This is a genomic window from Rhodococcus sp. AH-ZY2 (assembly GCF_030916465.1).
Classification (GTDB): Bacteria; Actinomycetota; Actinomycetes; order Mycobacteriales; family Mycobacteriaceae; genus Rhodococcus; species Rhodococcus ruber.
Genome location: NZ_CP126458.1, coordinates 4,146,473 through 4,168,398 on the forward strand (window position 1 = coordinate 4,146,473; position 21,926 = coordinate 4,168,398).

A 21,926-nucleotide genomic window follows, 5' to 3' on the forward strand; every position below is an offset into this window, starting at 1 on the left:
GAGGGGGCCGCCGACGGCAGCGGCCCGGGGCGGGGCACCCCGAGAAAACCCGGGGCACCCCGAGAAATCCCGGGGCACCCCGAGAAATCCCGGGGCACCCTGAGAAAACACTGTGGTCACATCAGTCCCTCCTGCCACACACTCCGTCGATACGCGACAATGGTCGGGTGAACGACGCCGATCTGGACACGACCGAGACGCTGGAGCAGGGCCCGACCCGAGGAAACCGTCTGTACCCGCGGGTGACGAGTTTCCGCTCGCGGCGGGGTGCGCTGACGCTTCCGCAACAGGAGTCGTGGGACCGCTGCTGGCCCGAGCTGGGCCGCGACGTCGGCGACGACCGGCTCGACGTCGACGCCTGGTTCGGCCGTTCGGCTCCGGTCGTGCTGGAGATCGGCTCCGGCACCGGCACCGCCGCGGTGACGATGGCCCGCGCCGAACCGCACGTGAACCTCATCGCCGTCGAGGTCTACAAGCCCGGGATCGCGCAGACCCTGCAGCAGATCGAGCGCACCTACGACACCGACACGCCGATCCGGAACCTGCGGATCCTGCGCGGCGACGCCGTCGAGGTGCTCGAGCACATGGTGGCGCCCGAGTCGCTGACCGGAGTGCGGGTGTTCTTCCCCGACCCGTGGCCCAAGGCCCGCCACCACAAGCGCCGGCTCCTGCAGCCGCCGACGTTCGCCCTGATCGCGAGCCGGCTGCAGCCGGGTGGCGTGCTGCACGTGGCGACCGACCACGCCGAGTACGCCGAAGCCATCGCCGAGGCGGGCAACGCCGAGCCGTTGCTGACGAGCCTCGACTGGGACTCCCCCATCAGCCACGAACGCCCCGTCACGAAGTTCGAGGACAAGGCGCAGCGGGTGGGCAGCAGCATCACGGAGCTCGTGTGGGGGAAGATCAGGGCATGAGCGTCCACGAAGAACTGTCCGACGTGTCCGCGGCTCCCACGGCGGACGGCACCGAGCGGCGCGAGCGGGTGCTGCTCGTGTGGGACGCCCCGAACCTGGACATGGGTCTCGGTGCCATTCTGGGTGGCCGGCCCACCGCCGCGTACCGGCCGCGGTTCGACGCGCTCGGACGGTGGCTGCTCAGCCGCACGGCCGAACTCTCCCGCACCACGACGGCCACCCTCGAACCCGAGGCGACGGTGTTCACGAACATCGCGCCGGGCAGCGCCGACGTGGTGCGCCCGTGGGTCGAGGCGTTGCGCAACGTGGGTTTCGCGGTGTTCGCCAAGCCGAAGATCGACGAGGACAGCGACGTAGACTCCGACATGTTGCGGCACATCGCGCTGCGACGCAGTGAGGGTCTGGCGGGGGTGATGGTCGCCTCCGCCGACGGACAGGCGTTCCGGGAACCGCTCGAGGAGATCGCCGCCACCGGCGTGGCGGTGCAGGTCCTCGGTTTCCGCGAGCACGCCAGCTGGGCGGTCACATCCGAGGTGCTCGACTTCCTCGATCTCGAGGACATCCCGGGGGTGTTCCGCGAGCCGCTGCCACGCGTGAGCCTGGACTCGCTGCCCGACGAGGGTGCCTGGTTGCAGCCGTTCCGACCGCTGTCCGCCCTGCTCGTGGGCCGCAAGAGCGTGGCCGAATAGGAGAGTTTCGTGTTCGACCGCTGGGGAGAGCTCGTCCACCGCGCGCGCTTCACCGTCATCGCGGTGATGGTCGCCGGTCTGCTCGGGCTCGCCGGGTACGGCGCGGGCCTGAGCGATCATCTCAGCCAGAGCGGCTGGGACGATCCCGGCTCGGAGTCCGTCGCCGCGGCGAAGCTGGCCGACGGAACCTTCGGCCGGGACACGAACGGCGACGTCCTCGCGTTGTACACGGCGCCGGAGGGCCGGACGGTCGACGATCCGGAGTTCGCGGCGAAGGTCAAGGACAGCCTGAACTCGCTGGTCGAGGACCACTCCGAGCAGATCCTGAAGATCAACGGCGCGTACTGGCCGACCAACGGGGCGCCCGCGGTGCCCGCCCTCGCGGACGAGTCCCGGCAGCACGCGGTGGCGTCGATCGCCATCGCCGGTGACAACGACACCGAGCTGACCAACAACTTCCGCGACGTGAAGGACGAGTTCCTCATCGACGGGGTCGACGTGCAGCTCGCCGGCCTGCAACCGATCTCCGGCGCCCTCAACGACACGATGGCGCAGGACATCAAGCGCATGGAACTGCTCGCCATTCCGGCGGTCGGCATCCTGCTGTTCTTCGTCTTCGGCGGCGTGATCGCGGCCGCGATGCCGCTGATCACCGGCGGACTGACGGTCGTCGCCGCCAACGGCATCGTGCGGCTCATCACGAACTTCACCGAGGTGAACTCGTTCGTCGCCCCGGTGGTGTCCCTGATCGGCCTGGGTCTGGCGATCGACTACGGCCTGTTCATGGTGTCCCGGTTCCGGGAGGAACTCGCCGAGGGTTACGCCACGCCCGCCGCGATCCGGCGCACGGTGATGACGGCGGGACGCACCGTGGTGTTCTCCGCCACGATGGTCGTCACCAGCCTCGGCGGCCTGCTGCTGTTCCCGCAGGGATTCCTCAAGTCCGTCGCCTACGGCGCGATCGCGACGGTGTCCCTCGCGGCGATCACCTCGATCACACTGCTGCCCGCCATGCTGGCCATCCTCGGCAGGAACATCGACAAGTGGGGCTGGTCCCGGTTCGGGCAGATCCAGTCCAACGAACAGATCGAGAACAGCATCTGGGGACGCATCACCCGCTGGGTGATGCGCAACCCGCTCAAGGTCACGATTCCCACCGTGATCGGCCTGCTGCTGCTCATCGTGCCGCTGACCGGCATCAAGTTCGGCGGCATCAACGAGACCTACCTGCCGCCCGACCATCCGACACGGCTCGCCCAGGAGCAGTTCGACGACCTGTTCCCCGGCCAGCGCGCCGAGCCGGTACGCATCGTCGTCCGCGGGGCCGAGGGGGGCGACCTCAACCAGATCATCCAGACGGCCAGCTCGGCCCCCGGCCTGGTGGAGAAGTTCACCATCGAGGGCCCCGCCCGGGACGGCGTCCGCGTCGTCAAGGCCGGCCTCGAGGACCGCAACAACTCCGCGGAGACCATCGACTACCTGCATGCGGCGCAGTGGCCCGACGGCGTGGAGGTACTCGTCGGCGGGACACCGGCGATCGAGCAGGATTCGATCGCCGCCCTGATGAACACGCTGCCGCTGATGGTGACGGTGGTCGTGGTGCTCACGACCCTGCTGATGTTCCTGGCCTTCGGGTCGCTGGTGCTGCCGATCAAGGCGGCGCTGATGAGCGCCCTGGGCCTGGGCTCGACCCTGGGCATCCTCACGTGGATCTTCATCGACGGCCACGGGGCCGGCCCACTGAACTTCACCCCCGGCCCCATCATGTCGCCGGTGCTCGTGCTCATCATCGCGATCATCTACGGCCTGTCCACCGACTACGAGGTGTTCCTGCTCTCCCGCATGGTCGAAGCCCGCTCGCAGGGGGCGAGCACCACCGAGTCCATCCGGATCGGCACGGCCCACACCGGCCGCATCATCACGGCCGCAGCGCTGATCCTGATCGTCGTGACCGGTGCCTTCGGCTTCTCCGAACTGGTGATGATGAAGTACATCGCCTACGGCATGATCGCGGCCCTGATCATCGACGCCACCGTCATCCGCATGCTGCTCGTTCCGGCGACGATGAAACTGCTCGGCGACGACTGCTGGTGGGCGCCGGCGTGGATGAAACGCATCCAGGCCAAGATCGGGCTCGCCGAACCGATCCTCGACAACGAGCTCATGCCGCAGGACGTGCCGGAGCTGATCACCGTCGGCATGTTCGGCCCGGCCACCGTCGCAGCCACCGGATCGCATCGACTGCCGACCGTCGCCGGCGTCGCCCTGGACGATCCGATGACGCAGCCGCTGCCGAAGATCGCCGCACCCCGCTCGGCCGCCGAACAGCGACGCGTGCGCGACCTGCAGCCGCCCGTCCGCCGGTCGGCGCCGCCGCGCCCCTCACGCCCGGTGGAGCCCCCGGCACGGGCACCGGAGGATCGGGACCGGCCGCCCCGCCGCCCGACCGGTGCCGCCCCGGCCTCGCCGGCACGGCCGCAGCAACCGGCGGCCCAGAATCCGTCGGGCCGGATCCCGGCACCGACGCCACCCCGGCCGGCTCCCGCCCAGGACAGTCCCCGTCCGCTCGCTCAGGACAGTCCCCGTCCGCCCGCCCAGGACAGTCCCCGTCCGCCGGCACCCGAACCGCGGCCACCGCGCGCCGAGCCGACGCAGGCGCCGCAACCGCTGCCGCAACGTCCCCTGCCCCAGCGGCCCCGCCCGCAGCAGGCCCCGGATCCGCAGGCGCCGTCCCCGGCCCCGAGCGGCGAGCCGGGCGGCGTTTCCCCCGCGGGGCGGCCCGCCACGCCCCCGTTGCCCCGTCGGCAACGCGGCGACGTGCCACCCCCGGTGACGCAGACCTACGTGCGTCCACAACCGCCGCAACCGCGCTCTTCCGGCGCACCCGTCCGGGACCCGCAGGCGATCGAGAACTGGCTCTCACAGCTACGCCGGGCGAATCCGCGGACGGCGGATCAGCCGGTCACCGGCGATCGGACGCAGACGACACCGCCGGCGGAGACCGGCGCCCCCACCGACGACGCCCCGGCCCAGCGGGCGCAGGCCGACGAGCAGCACGCGCAGGGCGGCCGGCACGGCGGAGCCGAGAACAGCCAGTCGATCAGCGTGAGCGAACTGATCGCGCGGCAGCGCCGCGACTGACCCGCCGCGACTGACCGGCCGCGACTGACCCGCACGGATCAGTCCGCGTCGTGCCCCGACTCCGACGAGCCGGCTTCCCGGCCGGCGAACGCCTTGGCGTAGCGGGTGCCGACCGCGAGCAGTAGCAGGCCCACGACGATGAAGGCGACGACCCGCCACACCCCTTCGAGGGCGGCGAGGTCGAAGAGGAAGAGCTTGGCGAGGGCGGCACCGGTCAGCGACAGCCCGGCGGCCAGCGCGGCATGCGCATACTCGGTGCGGGCGAGACCGAACGCCAGCATCGCGGTCGCCGCGATCATCCAGCAGATGGTCGCGGCGGCGTGCCCGGCGACGAACCCCGCATCCGCGCCGCCCAGGAGGACGCCGGCCGTGACGAGGGCGGTGGTCACCGCGTACAGCACCACGAGCGCCGCGCCGCTCCACACCCAGGGCACGCCCCGGTCCCGGACGAGATGCAGTCGTGTCGCCGTCCACGCGAACAGCAGCGTGACCGCGGCGAGCAGGACCGACGTGACCAGCGTGGTCACGTCGAGGCGGTCCACCGCCTGCATCCGGTCGGTGAGATTCTCGATTTCGGCCCCGTCGTAGAACATCGCGCCGCCGAGCACCCAGAAGCCGAGGCCGGCGACGAACAGCAGACGTGAGCGCATCGATGCGGCCGCGCCTGCATAACCGGCGGCGACGGCGAGCAGGACGGTGGCGGCCGCGTCGGGGCTCGCACCGGTGAGGCATGCGTGCAGCAGCGCGAACGCCGCCACCGCGGCGGACGCCACCCGAAGCGGGCGCGACCGGGGGCCGGCGAGCGCGAACAGCGCGAGGTACCCGGCGGCGGCCGTGGCTTCGAGTGCGACGGCGGGCCACCGGTCCAGCCTTGTTCCGACCGTGAGCAGCGGCAGTGCCGCGATCGCCAGGCACACCGCGGCGACGACGTCGCCCGGGTCCCGGCGCAGCAGCAGCACCGCGGTGCCGGCGACGAAGACGGCCACCGCCACCGGGAATCCGACCAGCCAGGCCTGCTCGCCACGGTCGGCTAATTCGCCCCCGCCGATCGTCGCCTGCAGGACCGCGACGATCGGCACGACCCGCGCGAGATGCAGCAGCGCCCAGTTGCGCTGCCACTGGGCCGGGAAGCTCGCGACGAGCAACACCAGCAGGAAGCCGAGCAGCGGCAGCGGGTCGCCCTCCGACAGGACCGGGGCGAGCAGTGCGGCACCGAGCACGAGCAGCACGGCCAGGATCCGGTCCGACCAGCGCACCGCGAGCGCGACGCCCGCGCCGGCGACGACGAGCGCGGCGGCCAGACCGGCGACGGCGGGCACCCACCGGTAGTACGCGGTCGCGGCGAAGACCACCAGGTAGCCGCCCGCGAAACCGGTCGCGGCCAGAGTGGCACCGCCGACGCGGCCGCCCTCGCGGCGGTGCACCCGGATCCCGGCAGCCACGAGCGCGGCCGACAGCACCGCACCGGAGACGACGCGGGGCACGGGACCGAAGATCCCGGCCTGTGCGGCGAGCACGAGCAGCATCACGACGCCGATGAGGGTGACCGCCACCCCGGCGACGGCGAGCAGGCGGCTGATCACGCCGTCGCGCTGCCACCACGGTTCCCGCGCCGGTGCCGACGGTTTCGGTGGGGCCACCGGCGGGACCGGCCGTCGGGGTGGCGGCGGGGTCCGCGTCATGGACGGCGCCGGCGGCGGGGCCGGCACCGGGCTCGGGGTCGGGGCCGGTACGGGCGCCGGTACGACAGCGAGGCGGTCGAGCTGGGCCCGTAGGTGTGCGACGTGCGCGCCGACGGCGTGCAGGTGCTGTTCGAGCGCGTAGCACTCGCCGGACAGCTGGGCGACGAGCCGCGGATCGAGACCGGGCGGGGTCGGCGTACTCATGCCTACATGGTCCGCGGCCCGGCGTCCGTGGGCATGAGTATCACTACCACACATGCGGCTCGGGTACTGCTGCCTAGCCCAGCAGTTTGCGTAGGGTCGTCCCCAGCGGGTGCTTGACGTTGACGGAACCGAGGCGGACGGTCCCGTCGACGATCAGGTGCAGCGGACCGAACGGGGGTCCGTTGCGCACCTTCGACTGGGCACTCGCGGCGACCGTGTCGAGACCGTTGATGTCGGCCGTGGCCTCGGCGGGGACGATCAGGGTGAGGGAGCTGAGGTAGTCGTCGACCTGGATCCGCACGACCTGGGTGCGCATGACGGCCTCGGTGAAGTCGAGGGTCACCGAGGACATCAGGGTGTCGAGCCGCAGCACCGGTGGCACCTCCCACCGGCCCTTGCGGCTGAGGGTGGACATCCGGCCACGGATGGTGGGTACCTGCATGTGCGGGGACGGCGCGGGATACACCGGGCCGGACACGGGTGGGGCGGAATGCCCCGGGCCGGGCACGGGTGGCGCCGGGACGGGACCGAGCTGGGCGGGGTGCGGCAGGTATTCGGGCCGCACCTGCACGCCGGGCAGGTCGACGAGCACGGCGTTCAGTTCTCCGCGGGTCTTCGCGGCCAGCGCGGTGTCCATCCGCTCGGTGAACTCCCCCAGCGACAGCATCCCCTGCCCCACCGCCCGTTGCAGCAACGTTCCGACGTGTTCGCGCTCGGCGTCCGAAACACGCAGATCCCTCGACTCCATGATCGACAGGGTAGGCGCTGCCGCGCTTGCCGGACGATCATGAAGCGAGGAATCGTCGGGCTCAGACCGCCGAGGCGGGCCACCGCGCCGCGGACGCGAAGACCCCGGCGGGGTCGTAGGCCGCGCGGATCCCGGCGAGCCGCGCACGCTGGGCCGGGGTCCACGCCCTCGCCACCCGAGCGGCAGGGACACCGTCCGCCGCGCCGGCGAAGTTCGTCGATGCACCCCCGGTTCCCCACGGCGCGAGTGCCCCGACGACGGACTCGAGGGCACCGGGCACCGCGTCGGCGACGGGCGGCGCCAGCACACCGACCGTGAACAGATTGAACGCGGCGTCGCGACCCCCGACCGCGTTGGTGGTCTCCGGCGGAGCGCTCAGGGCGCCACCCATCGCGCGGAGCTCGGCGAACGCGATCGGCAGCCCGCCGGCGGGACCGGCGACCGCGAGCAGGGCGTCGAGGGCGGCGTCCGGGAGTTCCCGCAACAACACGGAACGTTCCGCGGCGGGCATCGGATCGGTGGGGTCGGCATGGATCGAGCCCAGCGCCGGGTACACGATCTCGGCGACGGTGTCGAGGATCGGGGTGGCCGCCGCCCGCATCGGGGCGAGCACTTCCACCCCGTCCTCGTGGTCGTCGACGTGCGCGAACCGCACGTGCACGGCGGTGCGGCCGCGCAGCGGCTCGGGCAGGACGGGCAGGGGCGGGAAGTTGACGATCGCCAGCGAGCTGGACACGGACATCGGCGCCGCGGAGATCCAGTCCCGCCAGCGGCGCAGCACGGCCGGTGCGTCGGCGATGTCGTAGAAGAGGCCGCCGCCGTCGAGGGTCTGGATGGGGAGCAGCTCGAAGGTCATCTGGGTGACGATCCCGAACGCCGCGCCGCCGCCGAGCAGCGCCCAGAACAGGTCGGGTTCCTCGTCGGGGGTGACCCGCCGCAGCTGTCCGTCGGCGGTGACGACCTCCATCCGCAGCACCCGGTCGGCCGCGAAGCCGTGGGTGCGGGCGATCGGTCCGAGACCACCGCCGAGGGTGTACCCCACCACGCCGACGTCGGGCGACGACCCGGCCAGCGGTGCCAGCCCGTGCGGGGCGGCCGCATCGAGCACCTGCCGCCAGCGGACCCCGGCCTCGACGGTGGCGGTGCGCTCGGCCCGGTTGATGCTCACCCCGTCGAGGAGGGCGGTGTCGACGAGGATGCTGTTCTCCGGTGCGGGGGCCGCGCCGTGGCCGGTGGCCTGCACCGCGACGGTCAGTCCGCACTCGGCCGCGATCCGGACGGTGGTGGCGACGTCGGCGGCACTCGAGGCGACCACCACCGCGGCGCTGCGGTGCACGGTGGCGACGTTGAAGCCGGTGGCGGACAGGCGGTAACCCTCGTCGTCGGGGGCGTGGACCGCGCCGGCGACGGCGGTGCGGAGGCGGTCGGCGACGGACGTGGCGGCCAGGGTCGGGGACGGCTGGTGGGACATGATGCTCCTCGGTGGGGACGACTCGGGGTCCCCTCCAGGACAGCGAACGGGGCTTAGCTGCCGCTTAGCTCCGGCTGGGCACCGACGTGCCCCGTCCGGCACAGCCGGTCGAGCAGCGCGCTCACCTCCGCGCGGTCCAGGCCGGCGCCGAGACCGACGTACCGTTCGAACTCGGTCCCCCCGAGCGCATCGCGGACGACCGCCACCTCGCGCGGGCCGTCGACGGGATCCATCACCTCGGGCAGGAAGCCGATGCGGCCACCGAGGGCACGGACCGCGCCGAGCAGCATCGCGCCGACGTCGGGTGTGCCGAGCCGGGCCACCAGGGCCGCGGCGCTGTGGACGAGTACCAGCCACGACGTCACGTCACCCTCGGCCTCGAGAACCGGCTGCATCACCCGGACCGCGTCGAGCGCCGCATCCGTGTCCCCGACGTCCATCGCGGTGCGCATGAGGGTCCACGACGCCGAGCCGACCGCCCAGCCGTGGCCGCAGCGCTCGCCCGTCTCGACGGCCTCGCGCAACACCTGCTGGGCCCGCTCGGGCCGGCCGAGGAAGCGCAGGATCATGCCCTCGATGAGCAGCGCGTCGGCGCGCTGCCACACGGCACCCTCCCGGCGCAGGACGTCGGCACTCTCGTGGGCTGCGCGCAGGAACTCCTCGGACGGTCCCGTGATCGCGGAGCAGTACGCCCACCAGGAGCGCATCCATGCCTCGGTGACGGCATCGCCGGTGCGCGCCGCGGTCTCGGCGGACCGGAGCAGCGCGGCCGCCGCGGTGGCCGGGTCGCCCGCCAGGTAGGTGAGTCCGCCCAGTCCGGTCAGCGCCGACGACAGGGTCGCATCCGGGACGACGGCGGCGGACCCCTCCACCGCCCCGAGCCCCGCCGAGATCACCCCGAGGCCCTCCCGGATGTGCCCGCGCCGGTACCAGAACCAGTAGAGCGCTCCGGCGAGTTCGAGCAGGTAGACGGCGTCGCCGGCGGCTGCGGCGGACGCCGCCGCGGCGCGGTGCTCGGCGATGTCCGCCGTCAGGGCGTCGAACGTCTGCCGCGCCCGGGAGCCGCGCAGGTGCGGCGTCGCCGCGAGGGCCCGCCGCAGCACGAACCGGCGGTGCACGACGGCGGTCCGGTCCCGTTCGGACGCGTCCACGCGTTCCAGGGCGAACTCCCGGATCGTCTGCAGCATCGAGTACCGCCGCGGCGACGACGCCGGTTCCACGCGTAGCAGCGACCGTCGCACGAGGGCGGTCAGCGGCGGCAGGACGCTCAGCGGCGGCGCGCTGCCGTGCACGGCGGCGGCGCCCTCGAGATCGAAGCTGCCGGCGAACACCGCCACCTCGCGCAGCAACCGCGCCTGCTCGTCGTCGAGGAGCCGGTAGCTCCACTCGATCGCGTCGGCGAGTCCGCGTTGCCGAGGCGGAGCGGTGCGAGAGCCGCCCTGCAGCAGCGCGAACCGGTCGCTCAGCCCCTCCGCGATCTGCTGCTCGGACAGCACCCGCAGCTGTGCCGCCGCCAGCTCGATGCCCAGCGGGATCCCGTCGAGCTCGGTGCAGATGCGGCGCACGGGCTCGGTCACCGCGTCGTGGATCGTCCAGCCCGGCACCACCCCGGCGGCCCGGACGCCGAACAGCTCGACGGCCGCGTCCTCGTCCAACGGCGGCACCTCGTAGACCCATTCGCCGTCGAGGCCGAGCGGCTCCCGGCTCGTCGCCAGGATCCGCACGCCGGGGCAGCGCTCGAGCAGCGCCGTCACCAGCTCCACGACCCCGTCGAGCAGGTGCTCACAGTTGTCCAGGACGAGGACGAACTCGCGGGGGGCGAGGACCGTCGCCAGGTGATCGACGGTTCCGGGGCCGAGGATCTGCAGGGCGGCCGCCACGGTCGCGGCGACCAGCGCGTCGGCGCGCACCGCCCCCAGGTCCACGAACCACGGTCCGTCGGCGCGGCGTTCACCGCCGTGGCGGCACACCTCCACCGCCAGACGTGTCTTGCCGACCCCGCCGGGGCCGACGAGCGTGACCAACGGTTCCCGGGCCACCGCCGCACCGACCTCCGCGAGTTCACGGCCGCGGGCGACGAGGGCGGTGCGTGGGCACGGCAGAGTGGAGTTCGGGTTCCGCGGGGCCGCGGCCGCCGGCGGGATCGCCGTGCCGAGCAGCCGCGCGTCGTCCTGCCGCAGCACCGCCGTTTCGAGTTCGCGCAGTCCGGTGCCCGGTTCGATGCCGAGTTCACCGTCGAGCACGGTGCGCACGCGGCGCAGCGCCGCCAGCGCGTCCGCCTGCCGGCCCGCCCGGTAGAGGGCGACGACCAGCAGTTCCCAGGCCCGTTCGTCGAGCGGGTGCGCGGCGACGAGCCGCTCGGCGGTCTCGACGACGTCGGCGCCGCCCAGGTCCAGCCGGATCTGCAGCAGGGCCTTGCGGGTGCGCAACTCGACCGCCGTCAGCCGGGCGACTTCGGGGCGCACGAACTCGGCGTCGGCGACGTCGGCGTAGGGCGACCCGCGCCAGCACGAGAGGGCTGTCGCGTACGCCTCGGCGGCGGCCTGAGCGGCGCCCTGCTCGCGCAGCCGGTCGCCCCGCGCGACGAGGTCGGTGAACCGGACGGCATCGATCTGCTCGGCGGCGACGGCGAGCCGGTACCGCGAGCCCTCCCGGACGATCACGCCCTCGTCCCCGCGCGGCCGCTGCGGGCTGAGCCGGTCGCGCAGTTTGGAGACGGCGAAGTGCAGCGAGCTCGTCTTCGGGTCGTCGACGTCGTGCCAGACCTGCTCGAGCAGCCGCTCACCCGACACGTCGCCCGGGAACGCGACGACGAGCGCGGCGAGCAGGGCGCGCTGCCGGATGCCACCGAGGTCGACGGGTCGTCCGTCGACGCTGACGGCGAAGCCTCCGAGTACGCCGAGCGCCACGCCAGGGGTAGTCATCCGCGCTCCGCCTTTCGATCGAGCACGCCACCGCCGCAACCGGACTGCGGAAGCGGTCGAATTCTAGAGGACCGGTGACGCCCGGTGCGCTAGTCCAGTCCCTGTTCGATCGCGTACCGGGTCAGCTCGACGCGGTTGGCCAGCTGCAGCTTGCGCAGCGTGGCCTGGACGTGGTTCTCCACCGTGCGGTGGCTGAGGGTGAGCCGGGCGGCGATCTGCTTGGCCGACAGTCCCTTCGCGACGAGCCGCAGCACCTCGGTCTCGCGTTCGGTGAGGGTGGGCGGGGCGGGGGCGCGCCGGCCGGAGTCCGACGACATGCGGCGGTACTCGCCGGAGGACATGCGGCGGTACTCGCCGAGGACCAGACCGGCCAGGCCGGGCGTGAACACCGCCTGCCCGGCAGCGGTCGCCCGCACGGCCTCGGCCAGCTCGGCGGCCGACGCGCTCTTGACCAGGTACCCGCAGGCACCGGCCTTCACGGCCCCGAGGACGTCGTCCCGCTCGGAGGACGCGGACAGCACCAGCACGCGGCTGGCTGGGGAGGCCCGGAGCACGGCGACGGTGGCCTCGGTGCCGGTGCCGTCGGGCAGCGTCATGTCCATCAGCACGACGGCCGGCTGCACCGCCGCGGCCCGGCGCGCGGCCGCACCGACGCCGTCGGCGGTGGCGACGACCCGGAAGCCCGCCGCGTCGAGGTCCCGCGAGACGCCGTCGCGCCACATCGGGTGGTCGTCGACGACCATCACCGTGATCGGGCCGCTCGTCGCGCTGTCCTCACCCACCTCGTGCTCCCCTCTTCGGAATCCGGATCTCCCATTCGGTGCCCGCACCGGGCGCGCTGTCGAGCACCGCGACGCCACCGAGCCACTGCGCGCGGCCGACGATCGACTTCGACACACCCATCCGGCCCTCGGCGCGGGCCTCGGCGAGCCGCCCGTCCGCGATGCCCTTCCCGTCGTCGCGGACGCTGAGGATCACCTCGTCGCCGAGGTCCTCGACCAGCACGTACGCCTTCGCCCCGGCACCCGCGTGCAGCGTGGTGTTGGTCAGCGCCGTGGTGGCGATCGCCGCCAGTTCCGCGGCGCGGACGCGGTCGAGCAGGACCGGGTCGGCGGGCGCCGAGACGGTGACGCCGGCACCGGCCTGGCCCCGCAGCAGCGCCCGCAGGTCCACGAGTTCGTCGCCGCGGTCGAGCCGGGTGCCCTGTTCGGAGACGAGCATCCGCAGCGCGGCCTCCTGTTCCCCGGCGAGCCGGGCGAGTTCGGCGGCCTCCCCGCCGAGAGCGGTGCCCCGGCGCCGCACCAGGGCCAGGACCTGCAGCACCCCGTCGTGCACCTCGCGGGCGAGCCGGTCGCGTTCCTCGGTGGCGGCCGCCACCCGCACGGCCTGTTCGAGCTGCCGGTGCGCGCGCCGGGCGGTGGTGGTGGCGAATCCCATCGCGACGCCGACCGCGACGAGGACGGGGGCGGTCGCGTCCCGCCACAGGTCGAGGTTGATCTGGTCGCGGACCACCGCGCTGACCGAGGCCATCGCCAGCGCGGATGCCACGCCGGCGGCGGGACCGCCGAGGATCGCGGCCGAGAGCACCGCGTTGGCGACCCAGAGGGTGGTGGGCAGCGTCTGATGGGCGCTGTACCAGTCGTGGTCGGCGACGAGCCGCGTCGCGCCCATGAGTGCGACCGCGACGACCTGATCCATCCCGACCACCACGGCGCGCCGGCCGACTCCCTGCGACAGCAGCACCGCCGACACGCCGGACCACACCGCCAGCAGCGCGACGAAGAACCAGCTGAGCTGCGGGGAGGTGTAGTGGGTGACGGTGGAGAACTGGGAGCTCACGGCGTAGACGACGGTGACGAGCCGGAACACCTGCGCGGCCCGCCACAGCGGCGCGTCCGGGTCGGCGCCGATCCGGTCCCGGGCGGGTGCGGCGGGCACGGCGACGCGACGCGGCGGCCTGTCGTCGGCTCTGCGCCGGACCATGCGGACGTTCCCCTTCCCGGTCGATCGTCGCGCCGAGGGTAACCGCCCGAAACGCCCGGATCACGACCATGGTGCGCTGTGACGGTGGGCACAGTGGTTTGATTTGATGTCGTGTTGGGGTCCTATCGAGCCGTCGCGGCGACGTTGCGTAGTCGCTGGCCGCTCTACATGGCCTCGATGGGGGCGTCGAACCTGTTCGGCGCGCTGCTGGTGTTCGCGTTCGTCCGGTACGGCATCCCGCTGTCCGAGAACGAGAACATCATCGCGGACCGGGTCCGCAACTTCGCGGTGTTCGCGGTGTATCTGGTGTTCGCCGGGATCGTGAGCCTGACGGCCGCGGCCCTGATGCTGCGGGCGGTGGTGCGGTGGCAGCTGCGCGGCGGCCCGCCGACCCGATCCGAGCAGATGTCCGCGCTGCACGCGCCGCTGCGGCAGGCGATCGTGCACCTGGTCCTGTGGATCCTCGGCGGCGTGCTGTTCGTGTTCCTCACCGCGGAGGAGATGCCGGAGCTGGCGGTGGCGGTGGCGATCACCGTCGCGATGGCCGCCACGAGCACGTTCGGGTTCACGTACATGCTCGGCGAGCGGATCCTGCGGCCGGTGGCGGCGCGGGCCCTGAGCGAGGGGGAGTTCGACCGGACCCTCGCGCCGGGTGTCGGTACGCGCCTCGCCATGACGTGGGGGCTCGGCACGCTGATGCCGGCCGGCGGCATCGCCCTGCTGTGCGTCACGCAGTTGACCACCGACGTCGAGTTCCCGGTGGACGCGATGGCCTGGGCGGTGCTGGCGCTGTCGGTGATGGCGATCGGTCTGGCGGGGGTGCTGTCGTCGCTCACCGCGGCCCAGATCTCCGACCCGGTCAAGCAGCTGCGCTGGGCCATCGAGCGGGTCCAGCGCGGCGCGACGGACGTGCAGGTCGAGGTGTTCGACGGCAGCGAGATCGGCCGCCTGCAGGTCGGCTTCAACCGGATGATGGCCGAGTCCGACGAGCGGCGGCGGCTGCGCCAGCTGTTCGGTCAGCACGTCGGCGAGGACGTGGCCCGCCGTGCCCTGCAGTACGGCACCGAGCTCGGCGGGGAGACCCGCTACGTCGCAGTGCTGTTCGTGGACATGGTGGGATCGACGGCGACGGCGGCCGAACGCCCGCCGGGCGAGGTCGTCGAGCTGCTCAACGAGTTCTTCCGGGTCGTGGTGGACGTCGTCGACCGGCACCACGGCTTCGTCAACAAGTTCATGGGCGACGCGGCGCTGGCGATCTTCGGCGCTCCGCTGGACCGGCCCGACGCGCCCACCGCCGCGCTCGCGGCGGCCCGGGAGCTGCGATTCGCGCTGGACGAGATCACCGATCTCGACATCGGCATCGGGGTCTCGGCGGGGCTGGCGGTGGCCGGCAACATCGGCGCGGCCGAACGGTTCGAGTACACCGTCATCGGCGATCCGGTGAACGAGGCGTCGCGGCTGACCGAACTGGCGAAGCTGCGGCCGAGCCGGGTGCTCGCGTCGTCGAGCGCGTTGTACTTCGCCGACGACGAGGAACGGGCCCACTGGGAGCTCGGCGACGAGGTGCAGCTGCGGGGCCGCCGCCGGGTGACGCATCTCGCCTGGCCGGTGCGGTATCCGGAATCGGGCCACGAGTGACGGACGGCCGGACGAGTCGGCGACGAAAAGGACGATCCACCCTCCGGTCCGCTTGGCTACGCTGAATCCTGTGGCGCAGCCCCGACGTGATCCGCCAGCACCCGACGCCACGCGGCGCCGGGGTCGCTTCGGGCGGGTGAAGTGGCTGCTCGCCGTGGCGCTGGTCGCCCTGCTGGTCGTCGAGGGCATCTACCTGTGGCCGACGCTGGCCGACTCCTGGCGTGCCCTGACCGAACTGCACTGGGGCTGGCTGGCCGCGTGCATCCTCGCGCAGGCCCTGTCGCTGAGCGGCTTCGCGGAAGTCCAGCGACGGCTGCTGCGCGCCGGGGAGGTCGTCGTCGGGCACGTGCGCTCGGCGTCGGTGATCTATGCGAGCACGGCGATGGCGGTGACGTTGCCGGCCGGTCCGGTGTTCTCCACCGCGTTCACCTACCAGCAGACCCGGCGCTGGGGTGCGACGCCGGTGGTGGCGTCGTGGCAACTCGCGGTCTCGGGGGTGATCGCGGCGGTGACGCTCGCAGCGGTCGGCGTGGGCGGCGCGTTCGCGGTCGGTACGCGGGTGAGCCCGGTGACGCTGGTGCTGTCGGTGGCCGGGGTGATCGCGTTGATCGTCGGTGTCCGGTACGCGTCCCGCAATCCGTCGTCCGTCGAGTCGGCCGGGGCGTGGGTTCTCGCGCGCGTCAACCGCCTGCTGCGCAAGCCGGCCGACACCGGGTTGGAGAAGTTCGAGCAGGTCCTCGGGCAGATCGAGGCGGTGCACCTGGGTCGGCGCGACGGGCTCGCCACGATCGGCTGGTCGGCCGTGCACCGGGTCTTCGACGTCGCGTGTCTGGGGTTCGCGTGCTGGGCGGTGGGCGGGGAGCCGTCGCTGCCGGGACTGCTGATCGCGTTCGCGGCCGCCAAGGCGGTGGGGAGCATTCCGCTCGCGCCCGGCGGGCTGGGTTTCGTCGACGGCACGTTGATCGCCACGCTCACCGCGGCCGGGATGAGTGCCTCGCAGGCCCTGGCGGCGGTGTTCGTGTACCGGGGCGTGAGCTTCATCCTGGTCGCACTGGTGGGGTGGACGGTGGTGGCTTTCAAGTTCCGGACGAGCCGGCACGAGGAGGACATCGACGCCGATCTCGAACGCGAGGAACACGCCCGTTCGGTGCTCGAACGACGTCGCGGCCGGGCCGCGAGCGAGGGCACCCCCGCGCCGGAGTGAGATCCACCTCACATCAAAAGTAGTTGCGGAATCAACCATTGGATGCGATCGTTGACTGCATCGAAGGTTGAAACTTCAACCAATACTCGACCAGGAGGAGCACCCATGACCACCGCCGCCACCACCGCCACCTTCCCCGGGCTCACCGCCGGCACCTGGGTCATCGACTCGGTCCACTCCACGGTGGGCTTCACCGTCCGGCACCTCGTCGTCAGCAAGGTGCGCGGCACGTTCGACGACTTCTCGGGCGCCGTCACCGTCGCCGAGGACGGCACCGTCGCCGTCGCCGCCGAGATCCAGGTCGCGTCCATCGACACCAGGAACGCCGATCGCGACGCCCACATCCGCTCCGCCGACTTCTTCGACGCCGAGCAGTTCCCGACCGCGACCTTCCGGTCCACCGGCGTGCGCCCCGCCGGGAGCGACTACGTGGTCGACGGCGAGTTCACCCTGCACGGCGTCACCAAGCCCGTCGAACTGAAGCTCGAGTTCAACGGAGTGAACCCGGGTATGGGCCAGGGCCCGGTCGCCGGCTTCGAGGCCACCACCGTCCTCAACCGCAAGGACTTCGGCATCTCCATCGACATGCCGCTCGAGGGCGGCGGCGCCGTCGTCGGCGACAAGATCACCATCAACCTCGAGATCGAGGCCGGCCTGCAGGCCTGATCCCGTCCCGCACAGCGAGCGCTCTCCCGTCCCGGAGGGCGCTCGCTGTCGTCGTCGCCCTACGCTGGACGACGTGAAGAAGTACGCACCCGCCCTGATCGACGTCGTCCTGGTCATCGTGTTCGCCGCGCTCGGACGCGCGAGTCACGACGAGGGGGTCGATCTGGTCGGACTCGCGAGCACGGCATGGCCGTTCCTGGCCGGCCTGACCGCGGGATGGATCGCGACGGCTGCGCTCTACAAGGAGAAGTTCGATCCGTGGCTGGTCGTCCCGACCGGCGTGCTCGCCTGGCTGTCCACCGTGGTCGTCGGGATGCTGTTGCGGGTCGTCACCGGCCAGGGCACCGCCGGGTCGTTCATCGTCGTCGCATCGATCGTGCTCGCGGTGTTCCTGCTCGGGTGGCGCCTGCTGGCGGGCCTCTGGGCGCGCCGACGCGTCGACGCCGCCTGACCGTTCCGCCCCGTCCGAGCCGTAGTGCGCATATCGGACAGGGTCCGGGGCGAACGCCGTCCGGGAGACCGGGGCTGTGCGAGAGTGACAGCCATGAGCGAGACCGCGCCGCCGCCCGAACGGACTCGGGAACGAACCTTCTTCGGCCAGCCCTTCGCCCTGGCCAACCTGTTCGGTGTCGAGATGTGGGAGCGATTCTCCTTCTACGGCATGCAGGGCATCCTGATCTACTACCTGTACTACTCGGCCGCCGACGGTGGACTGGGGATCAGCGAGCTGGCCGCGACGTCGATCGTCGGCGCGTACGGCGGCACGGTCTACCTGTCGACGATCCTCGGCGCCTGGATCGCGGACCGGCTGCTCGGTTCCGAACGCACGCTGTTCTACAGCGCGATCCTCATCATGCTCGGCCACATCTCGCTGGCTCTGCTGCCCGGACTCGCCGGAGTAGCGGTCGGCCTGGTGTTCGTCGCGGTCGGCAGCGGCGGCCTCAAAGCCAATGCGACGTCGCTCGTCGGTGATCTCTACGACGAGCAGGACACCCGTCGCGACGCCGGGTTCTCCATCTTCTACATGGGCATCAACATCGGGGCGCTGATCGGTCCGCTGCTCACCGGGTGGGCGCAGACCGAGCTGGGCTTCCACTACGGATTCGGCCTGGCCGCGATCGGCATGGCGCTCGGCCTGATCCAGTACACCCTCGGCCGCAAGCACCTGCGCGGGATCGGCGCCACGCCCCCGCACCCGCTGCCCGCCACCCAGCGGGTCCGCGCCGCCGGGATCGCCCTCGTCGTGCTCGCCCTGATCGCGGTGCTGTTCGCGACCGGACTGGTCACCGTCGACAACCTGTCCGACGTCGTGGTCGGCACGATCGTCGCGGCCTCCGTCGTCTACTTCGTGGTGATCCTGTCCAGTCGGCAGATCACCCCGGCCGAACGCAGCCGGGTGGTCAGTTTCATCCCGATGTTCCTGGCCAGCGCGGCCTTCTGGTCGCTGTTCCAGCAGCAGTTCACCACCGTCGCGGTCTACGCGGACAAGCGCCTCGACCGCAACCTGTTCGGCTGGGACTTCCCGCCGGCATGGGTGCAGTCGATCAACCCCGTGTTCATCATCGTGTTCGCCGGTGTGTTCGCCGCGCTGTGGACCCGGCTCGGGCCCCGGCAGCCGTCGTCGCCGGCGAAGTTCGCGATGGGCACGATGCTCATGGGCATCGCATTCCTGTGCTTCGTCCCGATGTCCGGCGGCGGCCCCAACAGTGCTCCCGTGCTCGGTCTCGCCGGCATCCTGCTGCTGTTCACGTTCGCCGAGCTGCTGCTCTCCCCCGTCGGGTTGTCCCTCGCGACGAAGCTCGCCCCACGCAACTTCCACACCCAGATGGTGGCGCTGTTCTTCCTGTCCGTCGCACTCGGCACGGCGATGGCCGGCACGCTCGCCAAGTACTACGACGAGGCGAACGAGAAGCCGTACTTCGCGTGGATCGGCTTCGGTTCGATCGCGATCGGCGTCGTGCTGGCGCTGCTGTCGCCCTGGATCCGGCGGAAGATGCAGGGGGTGCACTGACCCGGCGGTGTCACCGACCGTAGGTCGACGGTGTCACCGACCGTAGGCCGACGATGTCACCGACCGTAGGTCGACGATGTCACCGACCGTAGGTCGACGGTGTGCACGGGCGCGGCGGGCTCACCGGAGGGCCAGCCACACCGCCAGCCCGAATCCGGCGAGTGCGACCCCCACCCGCAGCACGTCGGGCGGGATGCGCCGGACCACCGGCGGTCCGCACCACCCGCCCGCGACGGCCCCCAGCGCCATCGCCGCGGCCGCACCCCAGTGCACCGGGCCGAATACGGCGAACCCGATGGCCGCGACGACGTTGGCCACCCCGAGCAGGTAGCTCTTGAGGATGGTGGCGCGCCAGATGTGCTCGGAGGTGCAGATCAGGGTCACGGCGAGGAAGACGACGCCCGCCCCGGCCCCGAAGTAGCCTCCGTACACGGCGACGACGAACAGCAGCGCCGAGTACGGTCCCGGCAGGTCCCGGCCGCCGGACAGGGCGCGGATCCGCGGCTGGAGCAGCAGCGCGAGAGCCGCGAACGCCACCATGTAGGGCACCACCGCCTCGAACGACCCCGCCGGCGCCCACAGCAGCACGACGGCGCCGACGAGGCCGCCGAGCGCCGAGTACGCGGTCCACCGCCACAGCCGTGGGCCGGTGTCGACGACCTCGCGGGTCGAGTTGGCGAGTGCCCCCACGCCGACCCCCACCATCGCGACGGTGTTGGTGACGTTGGCGGCGACGGGTGGCAGCCCCGCGGCGAGCAGCGCCGGGTACGACACGATGGACGCAAGGCCGGTGACGAACCCGATGAGCCCGGCGAAGAACCCCGCGACCGCGAGCAGCAGCAGGTCGACGGGGGTCACGAGCGACAAACGTACCCGGGTCCGCTCCGACGGGACCGTCGAGGTCCGCGGCGGTCAGCCGTCGGTGGGCGGCTTGGCCAGCTCCCGCAGGAACATGTCGGCCATCTTCACCGCACGGTCGCCGCCGTCGGCGTTGGCGACGAACACCGCGAACGCCAGATCGCCGGTGTATCCGTAGAACCACCGGTCGTCGCCGCTCGCGGCCGCGATGCCGGCCAGACCCGGGTGACCCTTCAGGAACGATGCGGGGCCGCTGCGCACGTTCTCGGCCATCGCGGCGCGCAACGCGTCGGTCACCTGCGGTGGCAGCGGTTCGACGGTCTCGTCGACCTTCGCCGACCTGCCCTGCACGATCGCCGGCAGCGGCGCTTCCCCCCGCGCGACGGACGCGGCGAGCAGCGCGGCCCCGAACGGACTGACGAGCGCCTCGCTGCCGCCGTCCGAGCCGGAGAACTGCACCACGCCCGACCGGTTTTCCCCGATCTGCGCGGTCTCGAAGTCGAACCCCGGAACGTCGTAGTCGAGTCCGAGCCCGAGCCGGCGGGCGGTGGCGGCCAGATCGTCGGTGCTCACCGAGACCGGATCGACGCCCCGGTCGAGGCCCGCGGCCAGGCGCACCGGATCCAGTACCTGTCCGGCCGGGTACAGCCCGCGCGAGGCGACCGGTCCGAGTTCCATCGCCCAGTTGTTCACGTCCAGGGCCAGGACGCCGCCGGTGGACGGCTGGATGGCCACGATGGCCGCGGGGGTACCCACGCTGACCACGGCTTCCTTGGCGGCGAGCTGGACGTGCGAATCGAGGGTCGCCTGCAGGTCCGGCGGCGGCGGGCCCTGGAAGCCGGCGAGCTGCACGGGGTCGGCGCCGGGTTCTTCGAGGGTGACGGCCCAGCCGGCGGTGGCGTCGCGTTCGAGCTGCCAGGCCGCGCGCAACGGGTCGAGCAGGGGTGTGGAGATCCGCCGGTCCGCGCTGATCAGGGTCGGTGTCTCGACCACCACGACGCCCGGGATGGACACGATGTCGTCCTCGAGGAACTGGTAGTCCTGGTCGCGCAGCTTCACCGCGGTGATGCGCGCGCCCGGGTCGGCCGCGAGGTTGCGCTGCAGCAGGTCGGCGGTGATGACCGGGGCGACCGGTTCGAGTACCTTCGCGAGCCGTGTCGTGGTGTCGACCGGATCGGACGTGAGGGCGGGGTCGACGACGACGGCGTTGATGGTCTGTTCGGCCATGAGCAGCCGACCGGTGCGGTCGAAGATCTTCGGCGGGGCGGCGTCGGTGCGCACGTGGTGCACGGTGCGGGTCCGGTTCAGGTCGGGCACCAGCACCTGCGGGTCCCAGGAGATCCGCCAGCCGACGGCGAGGTTCTTGGCCACGCCGTCCACCTGGTAGCCCCAGTCCTTGCCGGGCCCGAAGTTCCAGTCGGCTCCGAGGGAGAAGAATCCCGTCTGCTCGTTGAGTTCGACGAACTGGGCGACGTCGAACTCGACGTCACCGTCCTTCATGCCCTCGAACATCTGGCTGATCGACGTCTCGGCGGCGTTCGGGTACGAGGTGAGGGCGGCCGCGCCGGCGGCGTCGCGTTCGTTCAGTTCCGCGACGAAGTCGTCGACGAGTCGCTGCGCGTCGCTCCGGGAGTCGTCGAACACGCAGGACGCCATGCCCGCGGCGAGAACCACGACGGAGACCAGGGCTGTCACGCGGCCGCGCATCCTGCGCCAGTCCCGAAAACCCATAACGACCAACTTTCACTTCTGTCACTTCAGCAACAAGCACGTCCTGCCTACGATGCGATCAC

At 72.1% G+C, this 21,926-nt stretch carries 16 protein-coding genes; 8 read left to right on the forward strand and 8 right to left on the reverse strand.

The window, feature by feature from the left end:
• The first annotated feature begins 131 nt into the window (after window positions 1-131).
• The 3 genes from trmB to QNA09_RS19915 are packed head-to-tail and all read left to right on the forward strand — an operon-like array spanning window position 132 to window position 4,744.
• Window positions 132-914, forward strand: coding sequence for a tRNA (guanosine(46)-N7)-methyltransferase TrmB (trmB, locus tag QNA09_RS19905; RefSeq protein WP_172603663.1), 783 nt, complete (start codon window positions 132-134; stop codon window positions 912-914).
• Window positions 911-1,603, forward strand: a complete 693-nt coding sequence (locus QNA09_RS19910) for an NYN domain-containing protein (RefSeq protein ID WP_010593540.1) — start codon at window positions 911-913, stop codon at window positions 1,601-1,603. The genes trmB and QNA09_RS19910 overlap by 4 nt, the downstream gene beginning before the upstream one ends.
• 9 nt (window positions 1,604-1,612) lie before the next feature.
• Window positions 1,613-4,744 (forward strand): MMPL family transporter, encoded by a 3,132-nt coding sequence (locus tag QNA09_RS19915; protein ID WP_010593541.1) that lies wholly within the window; start codon window positions 1,613-1,615, stop codon window positions 4,742-4,744.
• Between the two features lie 38 nt (window positions 4,745-4,782).
• Here QNA09_RS19915 and QNA09_RS19920 read toward each other — a convergent pair whose 3' ends face one another.
• The 6 genes from QNA09_RS19920 to macS form a co-directional block, all read right to left on the reverse strand.
• Window positions 4,783-6,630: a DUF2339 domain-containing protein gene (locus QNA09_RS19920; protein WP_017681936.1), complete on the reverse strand. Its 1,848-nt coding sequence runs from the start codon at window positions 6,628-6,630 to the stop codon at window positions 4,783-4,785.
• A 73-nt stretch (window positions 6,631-6,703) separates the two neighbouring features.
• Window positions 6,704-7,378 (reverse strand): DUF1707 domain-containing protein, encoded by a 675-nt coding sequence (locus QNA09_RS19925; protein ID WP_308072031.1) that lies wholly within the window; start codon window positions 7,376-7,378, stop codon window positions 6,704-6,706.
• Window positions 7,379-7,439: 61 nt separating this feature from the next.
• The gene (locus QNA09_RS19930; protein WP_308072032.1) at window positions 7,440-8,849 is read right to left on the reverse strand and encodes an FAD-binding oxidoreductase; all 1,410 of its coding nucleotides are present in this window, start codon (window positions 8,847-8,849) and stop codon (window positions 7,440-7,442) included.
• 53 nt (window positions 8,850-8,902) lie between these two features.
• Window positions 8,903-11,773 carry a BTAD domain-containing putative transcriptional regulator gene (locus tag QNA09_RS19935; RefSeq protein ID WP_234574850.1) on the reverse strand — a complete coding sequence of 957 codons (2,871 nt, stop codon included), beginning with the start codon at window positions 11,771-11,773 and terminating at the stop codon, window positions 8,903-8,905.
• 89 nt (window positions 11,774-11,862) lie between these two features.
• Window positions 11,863-12,516 (reverse strand): response regulator transcription factor, encoded by a 654-nt coding sequence (locus QNA09_RS19940; protein WP_225223230.1) that lies wholly within the window; start codon window positions 12,514-12,516, stop codon window positions 11,863-11,865.
• A 31-nt stretch (window positions 12,517-12,547) separates the two neighbouring features.
• Entirely contained in the window at window positions 12,548-13,756 is a 1,209-nt protein-coding gene (gene macS / locus QNA09_RS19945) for a MacS family sensor histidine kinase (protein ID WP_010593547.1), read from the reverse strand.
• Between the two features lie 168 nt (window positions 13,757-13,924).
• Here macS and QNA09_RS19950 point away from each other — a divergent pair, with 168 nt between their 5' ends.
• From QNA09_RS19950 to QNA09_RS19970, 5 genes are all read left to right on the forward strand, one after another.
• Window positions 13,925-15,394 carry an adenylate/guanylate cyclase domain-containing protein gene (locus QNA09_RS19950; protein ID WP_010593548.1) on the forward strand — a complete coding sequence of 490 codons (1,470 nt, stop codon included), beginning with the start codon at window positions 13,925-13,927 and terminating at the stop codon, window positions 15,392-15,394.
• A 70-nt stretch (window positions 15,395-15,464) separates the two neighbouring features.
• Window positions 15,465-16,598, forward strand: coding sequence for a YbhN family protein (locus QNA09_RS19955; protein WP_040274897.1), 1,134 nt, complete (start codon window positions 15,465-15,467; stop codon window positions 16,596-16,598).
• A gap of 105 nt (window positions 16,599-16,703) precedes the next feature.
• Window positions 16,704-17,264, forward strand: coding sequence for a YceI family protein (locus QNA09_RS19960; RefSeq protein ID WP_017681941.1), 561 nt, complete (start codon window positions 16,704-16,706; stop codon window positions 17,262-17,264).
• A 73-nt stretch (window positions 17,265-17,337) separates the two neighbouring features.
• On the forward strand, window positions 17,338-17,715 hold the full coding sequence (locus QNA09_RS19965; protein ID WP_010593551.1) for a DUF3054 domain-containing protein: 378 nt from the start codon (window positions 17,338-17,340) through the stop codon (window positions 17,713-17,715).
• A gap of 93 nt (window positions 17,716-17,808) precedes the next feature.
• Window positions 17,809-19,275: a peptide MFS transporter gene (locus QNA09_RS19970; protein ID WP_010593552.1), complete on the forward strand. Its 1,467-nt coding sequence runs from the start codon at window positions 17,809-17,811 to the stop codon at window positions 19,273-19,275.
• A gap of 120 nt (window positions 19,276-19,395) precedes the next feature.
• On the opposite strand, the gene QNA09_RS19975 is transcribed toward QNA09_RS19970, so the two are convergent.
• Window positions 19,396-20,133: a sulfite exporter TauE/SafE family protein gene (locus QNA09_RS19975; protein ID WP_308072033.1), complete on the reverse strand. Its 738-nt coding sequence runs from the start codon at window positions 20,131-20,133 to the stop codon at window positions 19,396-19,398.
• A gap of 54 nt (window positions 20,134-20,187) precedes the next feature.
• The gene (locus tag QNA09_RS19980) at window positions 20,188-21,864 is read right to left on the reverse strand and encodes an NTF2-like N-terminal transpeptidase domain-containing protein (protein WP_051009375.1); all 1,677 of its coding nucleotides are present in this window, start codon (window positions 21,862-21,864) and stop codon (window positions 20,188-20,190) included.
• Between the last annotated feature and the right edge of the window lie 62 nt (window positions 21,865-21,926).